We start from the raw sequence: 15,199 nt of genomic DNA on the forward strand, positions 1-15,199 counted from the left end.
TTAGAAATATTTCTTTATTTTAAGAATACCAATTCATAATATTATTAACGAATTTTTTTTGCAAACCATGAAAAAAGAATCAAATAGCTTCGTACCATTTGATTCTTAATAATCCTTATTTAATTCCTACCAAATTACAACACGTTTTTCTGGATCAAGCCACATACCATCTTCTGGCTTTACATCAAATGCTTTATAGAATTCTTCTTGGCATTGCGATTGAACATTAGCTCTTTCAGGACCAGGAGCGTGAACGTCAACTGAGACTTGTGTCTTAATTGATTCAGGAAGTTGCTTGTTTGCCCAAACACGAGCGAAGTTTTCAAATACTTCCTTCATGTTGCCATTTTCGCCCTTATTTGCTTCAACAGCTGCAGTTAAACCACCTTGGTCTGCAATATTTTCAGAAACAATTTGCTTACCATTTAAGGTAACTGGGCCATATTCAATTCCATTAAATAAGTCAATTTCGTCTTGCGTACGTTTCTTGAATTCTGCAAAGTCTTCGTCAGTCCACCAATTCTTCAAATTACCGAATTCGTCGAACTTAGCACCGTTGTTATCAAATGCGTGTGAAATTTCGTGCGCAATAACGACACCAATACCACCATAATTCAAGCTACGTGATTGCTTCAGGTCGTAGAATGGCTTTTGTAAAATTGCTGCTGGGAAAGTAATGTCATTTCTTTGTGGATCGTAGCAAGCATTTACTAAGTTACCTGGCATTAACCAAACAGTTCTATCAACTGGTTCGTTTAATTTTTCAAGGTTGTACTTAACTGATTCAACAGCAGCGGCACTTTCATTTGAGTAAAGACTGCCACCTTCTGATTCAGAAGTAACTTGAAGACGATCGTAAATTTTTTCGATCTTTTCTGGGTAACCAATCTTCAAAATTAAGGCGCGCAACTTAACAATTGCTTTTTTCTTAGTATCTTCAGATAACCATTCATTTTCAGAAATACGTTTTTCATAAACGTCAATCATCTTATGAATCATATCTTCGACATCAGCTTTTGCTTCAGCACCAAAGTAAGTTTGACCGTAGTAAACACCAACTACTTCACTAAACATGCCGTTAGCTAAGCGATAAGCTTGCTTAGTACCAGAAGATAATTCAGGTTGACCTGATAAAGCTTGACTAAACGGAAATGCAGCTTCACGGAAATCTTGAGAAAGATATGCAGCTACACCATTAATGAATTTAACAACCATCCAGCCTTTAATTTCATCAAAGTTATCTTCATTAAGTAATTCTTCAACATGGTCTAAGAATCTAGGTTCAGTTACGATCACCTTATCTGGCTTTTGAGCAAATAAGTTACTTAAGAAGTTATCAACTTTAAAGCTATCAAATTTAGATTCGAATTCATCTAAGGACATCGGATTATACATTGCAGGATAATCTGCCCATTCTTCAGATGACTTAACAACTTTAGAAAGTTTCTTATCAAACTTCAAAGCATCTTCTACATATTTCTTGGCATCTGCTTCACTTACACCAGCCATCTTCAATAGGCTTTCAGATTGATCTTGTAATACCTTCAATAGGTCAGCTGCCGCAGGATTATCGTAAGTAGTAGTATCAGGTAAGAATAAGCCAGGTCCACCAACATAAACTACATGAACCTTTGTATCTTTCATGTCAGCATCAACCGATACACTAATTGGTAAATCAAACGCATTCTTGTAAAAATCAGCCGCTCTTAAGTTAAGATCAGCTAAATTGCGTAAACTAGTAATTTCTTCAAGGTCAGCCTTAATTGGTTTTGCACCATCTGCATTTCTCTTGTCAAAATTATTAGCGATCTTATAAAGTTCTACTGCTTTTTCAAAATTAGGAACCTCTGGCAACTTCTTTTTACCATCTGCAAAATCAGCAAAATCTTGCATTAAATTCTTTTCAATATTTAAGTCAATACCATCAAATGAGCTGATTCTTGAACGATCTGAAGGAATTTTTGCTTTTTCCATCCATTCAGAATTCACTGCTAAATAAAGATTATCTTGTGGTTTTGCATTAAGATCTGGCTTAGTGATATCACCAGCACCACCGCGTACATTGAATAATGCCATTAATAAAATTCCTCCTTATAAATCATAAGTAATTAACTAAATGATATCATTATTAAAATTTTTAGTCTATTATTAAAAACATAATTTTTTATCTTTATTTTTTCTTTGGTACAAAGACAATTGTCAGAAGCAAATTAATAATTATCAGAACTAGCAAGATCATAAAAGCCCATTTGGATCCAATTGCTGTACTATTTTTATAGTTTTGATTTTGTGCCAAGGCAATCATTGTACCAGCTAGTGCCGTTCCCAGTGCCCCAGAAAACTGTTGCAGCGTATTAAAAATAGCATTACCTTGAGCATGATTATCTTTACCTAAACTAAGTAAGCCACTAGTCAATAAACTGCCAAAGCACATCCCATAGCCACCATAATAAAGAATATACAAGAAAACAATTTCTAAATTGCTAAGTGGCGCTAAGAAATTCATCAAAATCAAACTAATCAAACTGGCGCACACACCAATAATAATTGGTAGTCTTGCTCCTTTTTTATCAAGTAGTTTGCCAGCTAAAGCTGCCATTAGCGCATTAATTATTGCTCCGGGAAAGGTTATCCAGCCAGCAAGAGATACTGATCCATGATTAACAGTTTGCACATAAATAGGAAAAATAAACCCTAACGCTAACGTAGCAATTTTGGCAAAACAATAGGCAATTAATTGCATACTAAAATTGAAATTTTCGAATAGTTGCGGGCTAATAAGCGCATTTTTATCCGACCAAGATATCTTTATCCAAATTAACAAACTAATAATACCTAATGCTAAAAATCCAGCAACTTGAATTGACAAAAACTGATACTTTGCTATTTGAGTAAAGCCTAACATGAGACAGACTAAAGCTAGAGCTAGTGAAAACCACTGCCCATACTTAATCTTTACATTTTGCAATGAATTAATTTGTTCAATTGAATACGTTCCCGTTAGTAAACTAATTAAAATTAAAACTAATGAGATAATAAAGATCCAACGCCAATTTAAAATATCAGTTATAGTTCCGCCAAAAACCGGTCCAAAGGCAACTGCACACGCAGTAATCATTGTTCCGATTCCCATCATAAAGCCAATTTTTTCTTTAGGCACTTCCGTTAAAATAATATTGTACATTAGCGGTAATCCAATTCCAGTCCCAACACCTTGGAACGCACGTCCTAGCAGTAATAAATCAAAGGACGGCGTAATAATATCAATTATCAATCCTAAAGCAAACAATAAAACACCTAAGATAAAAATATGTTTAGTTGATATCCTTAATCTAATCTGGGAACTAATTGGTACAATTGTTGCAATTACTAATAATACAAGGGTATTTACCCATTGCACTTGATCAGTTGTAACTGCAAATTCTCTAGTTAGGATAGGAAAAGTAACCGTTGTAGCTGTTTCATCTAAAATTTCTAAAAATGATAGCATCCCTGCGGATAAGATAGCCAATACTATGCGTGGTGAAACCTTTTTAGCCATTTTTAATCTTCCTTTTTCTCATAAATAGGCTGTATCTCTCATATTTCATTCTAGTCTTTTTTTACTCATTCTTGGATAATAGAGTTATGAATTACATCACAAATAAATGGAGAAAAGATTATGAAAAAATTTATTTCACCACCCAAAATCCACATAGATAAAATATTTTATTCAATCATACTTTTGATAGCTTCTTTAAGTATATTTTCTGGTGTAACTGTATATGCTGAAGATACAAATTCAGCTCAAGAAACTCAAACATCTTCAACACACGAACGTAGCGTACAGAAGCTTTATGCAAAAGTATACGATCAAGATACCAATGAATATCTAGGAAGATTTTTATTATCTACTCAAGTCGGTTATACTGATAGTCCCCATAGAATGTTTGATGAGGGTGGTATTAATCCAATTCATATTGATGGTTATACTTTTGTTGGTAATCCATCGGCTATGCTTCCAGTAGATTGGAAAAATAAAAGTGGAGTAACTGAAATTAAATGCACTATGGTTAAAACCACCTCTGAAACTTATAAAAAAAGACAAGAAGCAACAAACCATTCCAAAAATACACATACAGAAAAAGATACTTCCAATCCCAAATTTAATGAAGATGGTTTACGCATAGATGATCATGGAAATCCCGATCTTCATGATCTGTATCATACCTATATGGCTTTTCTAGGTCATCCTCTTTCTTCCGATAAAGCAATCAATTATAGACCGGATTATCACACTCTTTATCTATTTAAAAAATACTTTGGCTATGATCCCAATAAAATAAAAGAAGAAAATTATAATCACTCAGTTGATAAGCTTTCCTCCACAAATTCTTCTTACGTAAATGAATCAAATTATCAATCACATTCAAAAAAAGTTCACCAAAATAATATAAAACATACTTCTAAAAAAAATAATAAAAAACCTAAATCCAATCCTAATATAAAATTATCTTTAATAGGATTGAGTTTAGTTTTAATTAGTCTGTTAGTTTACTTAATAGTTAAACGTCTAAGACTCAGATACGAATAATGCCTTAATCTCTTTTGGTATCTTAGCTTGTTTCAATTTTTCAATAAAATCTTGGTGAGTAAGTAATTTAACCGTATTAGACAAATATTGTAAATGAATTTTACTATCCTTTACTACTAATCCTAATGGACAGCTTGCTTCTCTTTCGACATTAACTTTTATGGGCTACATGTCAAAAACCAACTATTTTCCTGATTATGAAGTGCGCTCTCGATTACCTTTACAAATCATGACCCGCATTTTTTTGGATGCATATTCAGTTAGAATTGGTTTTGCTAGACAATAAAAAAGAGTTGATAATCTCGTTTTTCAACGTTGATCTATCGACTCTTTTTTATCAGTACATGATTTTATAAATTAATCATTCTTTTTCTTACGGTTAATACCAAGGTTGCTAACTAAACTAGTTCCTGCAACTGCTAATCCAGAAAGAGCTGCAACTAGCTCATTCTTTGCACCAGTTTGTGGCAATTTATTAGTAGTTACATTACCAGTTACAGCAACTACATGAGCTTTATCAGCTTTAACCCAGCGGTTTGCACTAACTTTGTAGTAAGTAGTACCGTTAACTGTCTTTTCTCCAAAGGTCTTAACTGGAGTATTTGAATCGTTTAAGACAACAGATACGGCTGAACTATCACTATTATCAACAATCTTAACAGTAGATAATTTTTCTTCAGACTTATTGTTAGTCTTAAGATCTGCCTTAGCATTTTCTTTTACAGTATCAGTATTCTTTACCTCTGCATCAGTATCAGCTGGGGTAGTTTCAGATGAATTAGTTGTTGATGCTTCACTATTTGAATCCGGCTTATCTATTGGCTTTACAGTACTATTTGCAGCAGTTTTATCTGAAGGTTTTACAACATGACTAGTGTCAGGTTTGTTGGTTGGGTTTACTGGTTTTTCAGTATTGGAAGTTTCTTTATGGCTGTTTTCTGTTTCTTTCTTATTAAATGCGTCTAATCTTGCCTTAACATCTTCAAGCTTACTTTGTTCAGCAGCTAATTCTGCTTCCGCTTTCCTAAGTTCTTCTGATGCATTTGTAACTTGGGCGTCAGCTTTATCTTTTGCTTCTTTTAAAGTATCTAAAATTAATTGTTGAGCTTTAACTGCCTTGTTAGCAGCAGTTACGTCATCATTTGCCTTATTCAAAGCTGTTTGAGCAGCAGAGAGATTTGATTGAGCATTTTCTAAATTGTTCAAAGTTTGATTCAATGAATCGAAAGCAGCTTGGGCACTCTTTAAATTATTATCTTTAACTTGAACGTCATTTTGTGCTGCATCTACCTTGGCTTGACTTGCCTTAACAGCAGCAGTAGCTTCAGATAAAACATTTTGTGCTTGAGCTACAGCTTCTGCTGCCTTAGCTTGTGCAGCTTTAGCATCATCTAAGGCCTTTGCTTTTGTACCAACTTTAGCTTGAACATCTGCTAAGGTTTGATTGGCTTGATCTAGTTGTTTTTGCTCAAATTCAAGATTTTCTTGGCCTTTAGCAAGAGCAGCTTGCGTATCAGAAATCGCTTTATTGATCTTAGCAGAACCATTGTTTAATTCTGCTAGGTTAGCTTGTAAACTCTGAACATTATTTTGTGCTGATTTAAGTGCATTTTGTGCTGCAACTAGGTTTTGATTTGCAGTAGCTACGTTAGCTTTAAGGGTGTTTAACTGATCTTCTTTTAATACATCTTTAGAATACTTATTAAATAAATCAGTATAGGCTTCAACACTTAGTGGATTTGAAACATCAAGAACATCATTTACATCCCAAGAAACAGCAGAGTCATCTAAGCGGCCCATTCCAAAATGAGTAAGAGACGGATCCATTAAATTCAAAAAGTGACCTACTTGTAAATATTCATCATAATGGTTGGTAAAGAAAGCATAAATATTGTAAGAGCTATTTAACACATCAGCATATTCTGGATGCTCTTTTACCATTTCATTCCAGGTTTCTTCTTCTTGCATCCACGATTGAACTGGTTCCTGCATATAAGTAGTAAGATTTTCTGATTGATATAAACTGTCTGGATGGTCTAACCAGCCTGTTTGATAGTCTGCATCAATCATAGCTACAGCCATATCTGTTAATGATATTCCCAAAACAGATCTATTATGACTTGTGCGGGCTTCATTTACCTTAGGTAAATATGGAAGAACATTTTTCATTTCTTCAATACTGGTAGCATCATTTTTAGCACCTAAATGTACACGTTTTGCATACCAGGTTGGCTCTTTTCCATATTCACCCTTATATGTTCCCGCTACAATTTCATATGCAGTTTGAGCATCTTCTCTCAAACTTTCAGAATTATCTTTATTGTCAGCAATTGCCTTAAAGAAACCAGCTGCACCGCTTGCTTGATCTTGAGCAACTTGATCTTGTAAGTCCTTCAAAGCTTGTTTAGCATCAGCCAGCGCCTTTTGTTTAGCATTAACATTGTTTTGAGCATCTACTACAGCTTTGTTTGCCACTGCAAGATTATTATTAACAGTTGCTATCTTTTGATTATTTTCAGCTAAAGCAGCTTGATTCTTAGACAAAACTGATTCGTTATCCGCATTTGTCTTCTTAATATCATTTAATGCGTTTTGAACTTTTTGAACATTTTGTTTTGCTTCATCTAGTCCACTATTCTTAAGAGCAGCTTCAGCGTTAGCAACATTATTATCAGCGGTTTTCTTTGCAGCTTCTTTACTGTTAACTAAATTTTGAGCATCAGCCTGTTTTTGTTTAGCAGTCGCCAATTGACTTTGTGCTGTATTTAAATCTGCATTTGCATCACTGACATTTTGCTTAGCAGCTTTAATTGCATCTTGCTGTGCAGCAATATTCTTTTGGGTCTTTTGAATATTTTCTGAAGTTGCTTGCTTTGCTACTTCAATTGCACTAGTTAACTTATCTTGTGCTTGTTTTGCAACAGCTTGCTTATCAGCTAAATTCTTTTGGCTATCATTTACCTTAGCTTGTTGAGCATCACAGGCATCATTTGGTGCTTTTGCCTGTGCTTGTGCGTTAGTTAATGCGCTCTTTTTACTATATACGCTTGCTTGAGCATTATTAACTGAATTTTGTGCTTGATTAACAGCATCTTGTAATTTTTCTTTATCTGATTTTGCTACAACGACAGTGTTATTTTTATCAGTTGTAGCAGCTTGAACCTTACTATTATTAGTACTTGCTAAAAGAGTAGCTGTTAATGCCGCAACAGCCAAACTTGTATATTTCAATTCTTTCATTGTTTTCCTCCAAATTAACAATTCCTTTTTTATTTTATTGCGCTAAGTATGTTTTTTCAAGGTTGGACCTAGGTTCATCCATACAAAAAACAAGGCCACTTCTGACCTTGTTTTCAATTAAATAATTCAGCTATTATTCTTTGATTTCTAATTTATCTTTCCATGATTTTGCACCTTTAAGTGCATCATTTAAGTTCTCGATATTTTTCTTTCCTTCAGTTGAAAGCCATTCTCTACGTTGCTTTTCTCCTTCAGCAGCAAATGGCTTAATTGTTGACTTTCACGTTGCACGCCCGCAAAGCACACCATTAAAGTCTGCATCAGCTTTTTCAGCCATTTCAATCTCTGCAATAAATTCTTCTGAAGTTACACCAGCCGATAAAAAGATATATGGTAAATTAGTTAAATCTGACTGTTTCTTCAATAATTTCTTTGCTTCTTCTTGAGTATAAACAACATTGTTGTCGCCATTATAGCCTTCTACAAACTTAATATTAAATGGCATCTCAACTTTAAGAACTGTTACATCATATTGAGACTTAGAGAATTCTTGCATAGTTTTGAAAACTTTTTCAGGTTTTACCTTTGCGTATTCTTCACCTTTAGCATCATTAATTTTCCCATCATAAATTAATAATTCACGGAAAAATGGTAATCCATTTGCTTTAGTTCCAGCTCCTACTCTTTCGACAAAAGCCTTCTTCTTATCGTTAATTTTATCACTTTCGTCTGGATCGTAGTAAAGTAAGAACTTAACTGCATCGGCACTATCATTTTTAATTCTTAATGCTGATTGATCGGCAATTAAATCACACATTCTACCTGGCTCAGTAGTATCATAGCCCGTCTTTTCATAAGATAATAATAAACCACACTTCTTATCTCTACCCTTAGTTGCTGGAAGACCATATTCCGGATCTGTCAAAATGGCAGAAGCATATGGAGTCAACTCACTAGAAACAGCCTCCTTAAAATCAACAATTATTGTTTCATCAGCAGGCTAATTTTCTGCCTCAGCTAACATTCGTTTTAATGATCCTCTTTGGTCAATTGTTAATGCACTGATTACGCCAGTCTCATTAGATAAATTATCCATATGTTTTGCAACTTCAGGTGAAATCTTTCTCATCGTGTATCTCCTTTTCATTTACCGCACATTTATATTATAAGACGGCGTTTTCATAAAAAGCGGAGATCGCTTTCATACTGTAAAGCTTTTCACTTAATAAGAAAAATCATGTAAAAGTTTACCTAAATATTTTCAGCTTTCCTTTTAATCTTGTATGAAGGGGAACAATAATTGCCAGCATCATAAAAATTCCAACCGCAGCAACAATAAAGAAATTGATATAACCAAACTTATCAATAACCAAGCCCCCAAATAATGGTCCAAATGCTCTCCCAACAGCCGACGTTGAAATTATTAAACCTTGGTATTTCCCTTTACTATCGACAGGTGACAAGTCATTTACATAGGCGGGCATTGCGGGCATTGCTGTTGATTCACCAAGCGTTAAAGTAACCATTGAAAATACAAAGTGAGCATAGTCTTTTGCAAAAATTAGAGTTACAAAAGAAATAGCAAACATAGTAACTCCAAATACTACTTGATGAAATAAGTTCTTAAATGTGTTAGGAAAACGACTTAGAAATGCTTGAACAATCACAATAATGCTGGCGTTAATTGTCCACAATAAACTATATAAATGAAAAGGAATTCCCAAAGAAACCATATAAACTGAAAGATTAGATTCCCAGTTCATATACATCAACCAAATTACAGCTAAGGTCGTAAAAAAGCCGATAGTCAGCTTTAGATTAGCAACCGGCATCGGAGTTACCTTATTTTTACTATCTTTATTTTGCTGAGCTTTTCTTTTCGAATGAAACTTAATAATTGGTCGATAATTAATGATTGCGTTTATACTTACAATCACAAAAAGACTAGCCGCAATTACAAATAAAATTGTAACTGAATAATCATAGATATAACCTACAATTAATGTTCCTAGTACCACACCAAGATTTTGTGCAAAATAAATTGTATTAAAGATATACCGCCCTGGCTTAGACTTGATACTAGTCGCAATTGAATTAATTAATGCACCATTCCAGCCGCCCAGTAGACCAGTCAAAGTCATCCAAACCCAATAAATTGGCCAGGTATGATTAGCGGCCATTCCAAATAGTACTAAGGCATCTAAGCCAGCGCCGGCAATAATTAAATAGTATGGATTGAAATGATCATATGCCCCGCCAGCAATAAATGAACCAAGCATATTAGCCAAACAATTAAATAGAAGTACTACTCCAATCATAGCCAAAGAAACATGGAGTCTTTTATTCAAATAAACTGAAGTTAATGGCCAAATAAAACTGGCTCCAATCCAGGTAAATAACTCACTCAAAAGAAGCCAATGTAACTTTATCTCATCATCCGGTTGGACATTTCCCTTACTATGCAACTTTCTCACCCTTTTCTTCCATATTCTTACATTCAGTCTAGCAATTAATGAACATTTTTGCACGAGCGTAAAAAAGACTCTGCCTACAGGTAGAGTCTTCTCGTTATCGCTTTTCATTCTTCCAACTTCTAATATCAGTAACATCCTGAGCAACTTCTAAACAGCCCAAATATTTATTATCTTTTCTCACAGCAAAATACTGTAAGTATAGGTACCGCCCCATATGTCTTGGCTCAAACCAAAACTCATACTTATCTTTTTTCCCTTGGTGAAAATCGTCAAAAATCTTTTTAACTCGTGGTATGCTCTCAGGTAAATGACAAGAATAAACACTATTGCCAATCGCATTTTTAGAATGAGGGAAAATATTGGCGCCTCCACCAAAATAAGCTACTTTATCATTTTCATCAATAAAAGTTAATGCAAAAGGCAATAAGTCCAAAATTGCAGATAATTGCTCCAAATTTAAGCTTCCTTCTGCAAAATTTAGTGCTAAGCTACTTAATTTATCAACAGAAAATGGCCCATCATTTTTAGTCTTTTCCTTAGGTTTCCAATTCATTGGTTTTTGAATCAAGGTATAGCCAATCTGTTCTTCCTCATTTTTGACATTGCCCCAGTCTTCTTCACTGGCAACTTCATCAATCATTGGCAACATGATTTCTTCTTCTTTAAAAATCATTTCAAGCACTTCACGTGCCGTCTCTTTTATTGCCTTAGACACTTCAACTTGATCAATATCTTTTTGATTAACAAGTAAATTAGCCTGACCAATGAGTTTTCGAATTTTATCATCAACGCCCCACATAACTTTCGGTGGTGCAGTAATTCCATATTTAGTCATAATGGGAAACATTGAGGTTTCCTTACGAGCATAATGATAGTGAATTTTAGCTAGGTCTTTTAACTCCTGTCTTAACTTTGAGAGTGCACCCTTATCTCCCTTTTCCCACTTAGCTAAGTCTGGCAATAAAGCGTCATTTACCAAGGACTTAAGAACAATATTCTCTAACTTGAATGTATGAACTGGATGACCTGGTTTTTCAAACTCAGAATTTTTCTTATTTTCTTTAATATTACCCTTAAAAACATCGGCGTGAATATTGCACAAATATTGGATTTCTCTTGGATCAAGGCCTTGAGCAATTAATTCTCTTTCTGCTGCAGTGATTTCAGCCACATCAACTTGATCAAAGGCAGCTTGAAACATTTTCTTTGCTTCTTCAAGCTCCCCACCATCTTGAATAAAATTTAAAATTTTTAAAATAGCTTTTTGTCGTTCTTTATCTAGTTCTTTCATTAATCAATCACCTTGTAGCCTTTATCTTCGAACGCCTGCCTTATTTTGTCTAAATCAATTTTCATAGCTTGGGCACCAAGCGGAATCGTCATTACTCTTCCTACGGTAGACAACAGGCCCGGAATTTTAATTCTTGTAAAGCCGCAGTCATACATAATTTGAATAAAATCTGGATATTCTTCTGCCAGCTTCTTTATTGGAACAGAAAAATCAATTATCTTTTCTGTCTCTTCAATTTTATTTTCTTGATCAAGGACTTGTTCATTATCCAGCATCCCTAATTGTTTCTTAGCCGCTATCGTCATTCTTTCTGGACTCCAAACTGGATACCAAACCAACTTCACATCACAAGTCTTAATTTTGGGAACAGACAAGACTGCCTTTTCAATTGCATTTTGCAAATATGTGGACAAGGGACAGCCAACGATTGTTAAAGTCATCTTAACTGTGGCATGATCCCCTTCAATATCAATTCCATAAATTAACCCTAAATTAACTACATCAACTAGTAATTCTGGATCTTCTACACCTTGCAAGGCGGTCATAATTTTATCGACTAATTTCAAATTCTTTTCTTGCATCTTTTTCACCTAAAAAAATAAGAGAAACATTATCGTTTCCCTTATTCTATCAAACTTATCTAACTAGCTTATCCCAAATAATAACCTTATTAGCCTTAATTGATTTTTGAACATCAATAATTCGCTGGTTACTTGACCCACGAAATTGTAGTGTCAAATCTTTTAAATCATCCATGAAACGTCCATCAACTAAAATATCAATCTTTGAAAGCATTTCTTTCTTATCGGGAGTTTCTTTTTGAAGCTCATCCCAAGTATAGCCTGACCAAGACCAAATATCTTTACTATGTCCAAATTCTTTACGTACCCGGTTAATTAATTTCAAGCATACCCAAGTATTTAAAAATGGTTCTCCACCTAATAAAGTTAACCCCTGCACATAAGATTGAGACATATCTTCAATAATTTTATCTTCCAATTCTTGAGTATAAGGACGTCCATAATTAAAATTCTGGGCTGCTAAATTATAACAACCAGGACAGTTAAACAAACATCCACTTACATATAAGCTGCATCTAACTCCTTCACCATCAACAAAATTAAATGGCTTATAATCAGCTATTTTATGTTTAGAATATTCTTCAGATTTCCATTCCTGTGGTTTTGGATTTTTTGGAAGACGGTGTTTTCTTTTCAATTCCTTTGCATGTTCAACTTGAGGTTTATATTGATTAGAATCAACAAAAATTGTGTCTCCCCCAACATTAACCTTAATCAAGTTACCTCGAACATCTGGACCTTCTTGACTATTTTTGTCTTTTTCTGGCATTAGTATTCGTCATTCTTTCTAACTTCATCCTTTGCCATCTTTTCTTCCATTCCTAAGTTCAAGTGCTTTACACGGTGAACAATTTCTTCGTGACGGCCGTGAACCATTGGACGCTTCAAAGGATTACCAAGATAACCACAAGTACGTTTTACACAATCACAAGTTTCTGGATCATGATTGCCACATTGTGGACATTCAAAGCCTTTAGCGGTTGCCTCAAATTCACCCTTAAAACCACACTCGTAGCATTGGTCAATTGGAGTGTTGGTTCCTAAGTATCCCACTTTATCATAAGCCCAGTCCCAGACAGCCTCTAGTGCCTTAGGATTTTGCTTAAGGTTTGGATATTCACAATAATGAATGAATCCACCTGCAGCATAGAATGGGTATGGAGCTTCAAAAGCTAATTTTTCAAATGGAGTTGGGTGCTTTCTAACATCATAGTGAAAAGAATTAGTGTAGTATTCCTTATCAGTAATATCTTTAACCTTACCAAACTTCTTAGTATCTAAACGACAAAATCTATCAGTTAAACTTTCACTTGGAGTTGAATAAACACTGTAGTGATAGTGATTTGGATCTTCTTTTTCCCATTTAGCGCAGTAATCGTGAAGTTCTTTAACAATATTAATAGTAAATTGGTGCGCTTCTTCATTATGTTCCCAATTAGGACCATAAAAGACTGTACCTACTTCATAAAGTCCAATATAACCTAAGGAAACCGTACAGCGGCCATTTTTGAAAAGATCATTTACATTATCTTCTGCATTTAGTCTTTTACCAAAAGCACCATATTCATAAAGAATTGGAGCATTATCAGGTATAGCATCAGTACAACGTTTAGCCTTAATTTGCAAAGCTTCATGTGCTGTTTGGACCTTTTCTCTAAAGATTTGCCAGAATAAGTCTTTATCTCCTTTTGATTCCATAGCAATTCTAGGTAGGTTTAAAGTAACAACGCCTAAGTTCATACGACCGGAATTTACTTCTTTACCAGTTTCTGGATCTTTCCAACCTTGTAAGAAGGAACGACAACCCATTGGAGCTTTAAATGATCCAGTAATTTTCTTAATCATGTCATAACTAACAATATCTGGATACATACGCTTAGTAGAACATTCCAAAGCTAATTCTTTAATATCATAGTTTGGATCTCCAGGATGTAAGTTAAGTCCCTTCTTTAGCGTAAAGACTAACTTAGGAAAGATGGCTGTTCTTTTGTCTTTTCCTAAACCTTCAATTCTAATCTTTAAGATTGCTTTTTGGATTTCACGTTCAATCCAGGATGTTCCTAATCCAAATCCTAAAGTAGTAAACGGAGTTTGTCCTTGGCTTGAAAATAGGGTATTAATTTCATATTCAAGAGCTTGCATAGCATCATAAATATCTTTTTTTGTTCGCTTAACTGCAAAAGCCTTGATCTTTTCTTCATCGTCAAAGAATTCGCTAGCTTCCTTAATATTCTTGTGATAATTCTTTTCAGCATATGGAGCTAAAACTTCATCTACTCTGTCAGCAGAACATCCCCCATATTGACTAGAAGCAACATTAGCAATAATTTGAGACATTTGAGCAGTTGCTGTTTCGATTGAATGAGGAGATTCAATATTTGCATTTCCTATTGTAAAGCCATGACCTAGCATTTCTTTAAAGTCAATCAAACAACAGTTAGTTAGAGGACTGAGCGGTGTGTAATCTAAGTCATGCCAGTGAATGTCACCGCGTAAGTGAGCCTTCGCAATATGTTCTGGCATCATCGTTAAACCAATTGTTTTACCAACTACACCAGCTGTTAAATCACGCTGAGTTGAAAAAACACGTGAGTCTTTATTAGCATTTTCATTAACAATTGTTGGATCATGATGAACTAAGCGATTCAGACGGTTAGTAGTCTCAGTTTGCTTCTTAAAATTAGCTTCGTCTTCTCTACGATAATCAACATAAGCATTTGCTTCATCACTAAAGCCGAATTCGATTAATGTTTGAACAAATGCATCTGCTATTTTCTCAGTAGAAGTCTGCTTTGCACCATTTAGTTTTTGAAGGATAGCAGGTAGAATATCTGCTTCATGTTCAGTCAGATGCAAGCTATCTAAAACCATTTCAATTTTGTAAAGAGCAAAAGGATAGATGCTACCGTCTCTTTTAATGGCTGTTTCTGGCAGCGTCATTTGAGTAATTGATTTAATTTGAGCATCTTGTTGTAACATGGTTATTCTCTTCTTTCACAATATCTATGGTTCTATTTTATCAGAAACTACATGATATTGT

At 34.5% G+C, this 15,199-nt stretch carries 9 protein-coding genes and 2 pseudogenes; 2 read left to right on the forward strand and 9 right to left on the reverse strand.

The window, feature by feature from the left end:
- Positions 1–126 precede the first annotated feature (126 nt).
- Positions 127–2,076, reverse strand: coding sequence for a M13 family metallopeptidase (locus FD18_RS01040; protein WP_057718133.1), 1,950 nt, complete (start codon positions 2,074–2,076; stop codon positions 127–129).
- A 94-nt stretch (positions 2,077–2,170) separates the two neighbouring features.
- Positions 2,171–3,541, reverse strand: coding sequence for an MFS transporter (locus tag FD18_RS01045; protein WP_057718134.1), 1,371 nt, complete (start codon positions 3,539–3,541; stop codon positions 2,171–2,173).
- 120 nt (positions 3,542–3,661) lie between these two features.
- Between FD18_RS01045 and FD18_RS01050 the strand changes: the two genes are divergently transcribed.
- Positions 3,662–4,573: a hypothetical protein gene (locus FD18_RS01050; RefSeq protein WP_057718135.1), complete on the forward strand. Its 912-nt coding sequence runs from the start codon at positions 3,662–3,664 to the stop codon at positions 4,571–4,573.
- A 103-nt stretch (positions 4,574–4,676) separates the two neighbouring features.
- Positions 4,677–4,859: pseudogene (locus FD18_RS10375) on the forward strand (MurR/RpiR family transcriptional regulator); the annotation flags it as partial.
- 71 nt (positions 4,860–4,930) lie between these two features.
- Here FD18_RS10375 and FD18_RS01055 read toward each other — a convergent pair.
- The 7 genes and pseudogenes from FD18_RS01055 to nrdD all read right to left on the reverse strand — a co-directional run bounded on the left by FD18_RS01055 (position 4,931) and on the right by nrdD (position 15,138).
- A complete protein-coding gene (locus tag FD18_RS01055) occupies positions 4,931–7,813 on the reverse strand; it encodes an SLAP domain-containing protein (RefSeq protein ID WP_057718136.1) in 2,883 nt (960 codons plus the stop codon).
- A gap of 133 nt (positions 7,814–7,946) precedes the next feature.
- Positions 7,947–8,942, reverse strand: a pseudogene (locus FD18_RS01060) (tagatose 1,6-diphosphate aldolase).
- A 118-nt stretch (positions 8,943–9,060) separates the two neighbouring features.
- Complete coding sequence (locus FD18_RS01065; protein ID WP_083486732.1) at positions 9,061–10,278, reverse strand: MDR family MFS transporter; 1,218 nt, start codon at positions 10,276–10,278, stop codon at positions 9,061–9,063.
- 103 nt (positions 10,279–10,381) lie between these two features.
- Positions 10,382–11,578 carry a DUF438 domain-containing protein gene (locus FD18_RS01070; protein ID WP_057718138.1) on the reverse strand — a complete coding sequence of 399 codons (1,197 nt, stop codon included), beginning with the start codon at positions 11,576–11,578 and terminating at the stop codon, positions 10,382–10,384.
- On the reverse strand, positions 11,578–12,159 hold the full coding sequence (locus FD18_RS01075; protein ID WP_057718139.1) for an iron-sulfur cluster assembly protein: 582 nt from the start codon (positions 12,157–12,159) through the stop codon (positions 11,578–11,580). The genes FD18_RS01070 and FD18_RS01075 overlap by 1 nt, the downstream gene beginning before the upstream one ends.
- 55 nt (positions 12,160–12,214) lie before the next feature.
- Positions 12,215–12,928 (reverse strand): anaerobic ribonucleoside-triphosphate reductase activating protein, encoded by a 714-nt coding sequence (gene nrdG, locus FD18_RS01080; RefSeq protein WP_057718140.1) that lies wholly within the window; start codon positions 12,926–12,928, stop codon positions 12,215–12,217.
- Entirely contained in the window at positions 12,928–15,138 is a 2,211-nt protein-coding gene (nrdD, locus tag FD18_RS01085) for an anaerobic ribonucleoside-triphosphate reductase (RefSeq protein WP_057718141.1), read from the reverse strand. The genes nrdG and nrdD overlap by 1 nt, the downstream gene beginning before the upstream one ends.
- Between the last annotated feature and the right edge of the window lie 61 nt (positions 15,139–15,199).

Source organism: Lactobacillus taiwanensis DSM 21401 (genome assembly GCF_001436695.1).
Lineage (GTDB): Bacteria > Bacillota > Bacilli > Lactobacillales > Lactobacillaceae > Lactobacillus > Lactobacillus taiwanensis.